Annotated in this window: 2 protein-coding genes, 1 tRNA gene and 1 pseudogene; 3 read left to right on the top strand and 1 reads right to left on the bottom strand. The window is 65.0% G+C overall.

The annotated features are described in order from the left end of the window. Nucleotides 1-100 precede the first annotated feature (100 nt). The 3 genes and pseudogenes from ETD85_RS61885 to ETD85_RS61880 all read left to right on the top strand — a co-directional run. Nucleotides 101-433: pseudogene (locus ETD85_RS61885) on the top strand (IS3 family transposase); the annotation flags it as partial. Nucleotides 434-518: 85 nt separating this feature from the next. After that, complete coding sequence (locus tag ETD85_RS64265; RefSeq protein ID WP_170247505.1) at nt 519-695, top strand: hypothetical protein; 177 nt, start codon at nt 519-521, stop codon at nt 693-695. Nucleotides 696-818: 123 nt separating this feature from the next. After that, the gene (locus ETD85_RS61880) at nt 819-1,115 is read left to right on the top strand and encodes a hypothetical protein (protein WP_138699030.1); all 297 of its coding nucleotides are present in this window, start codon (nt 819-821) and stop codon (nt 1,113-1,115) included. Between the two features lie 274 nt (nt 1,116-1,389). On the opposite strand, the gene ETD85_RS61875 is transcribed toward ETD85_RS61880, so the two are convergent. Next, nucleotides 1,390-1,462 (bottom strand) — tRNA-Arg (locus ETD85_RS61875). Nucleotides 1,463-2,091: the final 629 nt, after the last annotated feature.

Genomic DNA, 2,091 nt, shown 5'->3' with positions numbered 1-2,091 from the left:
GCCGTTGCATTCGCGCTCAACACCAGGCCCCGAAAGACGCTCGGATGGAAGACACCGGCAGAGGCGTTCAGCGAGCATCTAGACTTGCTGCTGAGCAGCAGTGTTGCGACGACTGATTGAATCCGAGCAATACACCTCAATCGCCTTCGGCCAGCGCTGTGAACAGGCGGGTGTCCGCCCGTCCACGGGCCGCACCGGGACATGCTTCGACAACGCGATCACCGAGAGCTTCTTCGCCTCGCTGGAGTGTGAGCTGATCGACCGGCGCACCTTCCACACCAGGCCGGAGGCCGAACGAGCCCTGTTCAGCTACATCGAAGGGTTCTACAACCCACGCCGCCGCCATTCCGCCAACGGCCAGCTCAGCCCGGCCGAATACGAACGTCGACACACGCTCAAGAACGCCCAAGACCTCGGCTATGCTGCCGCGTAGTCGCAAGCCCCTGATGTGTCTACCGAACCGGGGCAACTCCAATGTGCGGTGTCGAGTCGCTGCTGATCACTACAAGGCCGTGAGGGTGAGTCTGCTGAACGATGCCGCCTGTGTCGAGTCTTTCAGGGCGTTGTCCCGGTTCCGGAACGATGTCTATGCCTGCCTCAAGTCGCGGGCCGATGCGTTGTTCGAGCTGACCGACGCGCTGTTGTGCGCGCCGGAAGGGTCCGGCGAGGAGTTCCGCCCGCAGCAGTCTGAGTAGCTGGCTACCTCCTGTGCCGCCGGCGGTCAGCACGTCGAGGCGCGTGCCGCCTGGTATGCGAAGGAGCGGCGGCAACGTGATCGGGCGCTGCTCGATCGGGTGTGAGGCCTTCTGCAGGACGTCATGGTCGGCTTCGGCTACAAGCTGCGGCGTGCAGCCACCTGGCTCGTTGTCTTGTTGGCCATCAACGGTGTCGTCTACTCGGTGTCACCGCCGCCTCCGCTGAAGCTGGGCGAATCAACGCACCCCAACGCCGTGATCTATGCACTAAACCTGCTGCTCCCCATTGTCGATCTGGGCCAGCAGTCGGCGTTCAACCCAAGAGGAGCGACGCAGTGTCTCTCTTACGGGCTGATCGCGGCTGGCTGGTTGCTGGCGACCACAGTTGTCGCCGGAGCGGCCCGCGTACTGTGCCGGTGAGTGTGGACTTCAAGCGGAGGTTACGCACGTTGGCACGATCAGGGTGGCTGTGTTCGCCCCATGCCGCGCGGCCGGAAGCGAGTACCGGCGAACGTGACGGCCTAAAATGCGGCCCGGCCTGGGGAAACGTCATCAAGATCATCCCGCGCATGTCCCCTGATCATGGTCTTACGGTGGCATGCGGGCACAGTCGGTTGCCTATCAAGGGCGCAAAACAAAAGACCTGCGGCTATGAAACCGCAGGTCAGGGGCCGACAATGCCGATCTGGATGAGTGCCCCCGGCAGGATTCGAACCTGCGGCACCCGCTTTAGGAGAGCGGTGCTCTATCCCCTGAGCTACGGAGGCGGACCTCTGTAAGCCTAGCGAAAGTCTGGCACTGCGTGGGACGCAGGACCCGGATGAGTTTGGCGGGGTTGGTTATGGGTGCTCTGAGCTGCGGTAAAGGCATGACAAGTGATCAGATTCGGGCGGATCCCGCGTGGATAGCGTTCGCCTGTGAGCACGAGGCGATGCACGCAGGCCCGCCGGCGGCCCGTCGTGTTGTTCGGGGCGTTGCTGGCGCCGGCGATTCTGGCCGGGGGGTTGCTGGCCGGGGAGATTCGGGGGTTTGAGGCGGGCGGTGGGGTGGTCGGCTCCGTGGTGAGCCGGAAGGTGGGGCTCGTGCTTGAACCGGTGCTGGTCCCGGCGCCGGCGCGGCCGGATCGGTGGTACGAGGGGAGCGTGCCGGCGCCTGTGCGGGCTGCGTCTAAGGCTCGGGTCCCTGATTCTGTCTCCGCGGCGCCTGCTGAGCCGGTTGTCGTTGAGGAGGAGCAGCCTGTCACGCCGGCTCCCGTGCGGACGCAGGCCGGGTGTCCGGGGGAGTGGGAGGACACCTGGCTTTGGGAGTTGTGCCGGGAGGGGGAGCAGGGGCAAGAGCAGGAGCAGGATGTGGGGCAGGGTGCTGGTGGTGGCTGGGTGCGGGTGCCGGGGATCTG

The organism is Nonomuraea zeae, assembly GCF_005889725.1.
In the GTDB taxonomy this organism is placed as follows: domain Bacteria; phylum Actinomycetota; class Actinomycetes; order Streptosporangiales; family Streptosporangiaceae; genus Nonomuraea; species Nonomuraea zeae.
This window is presented reverse-complemented; position numbering and strand designations above follow the sequence as displayed.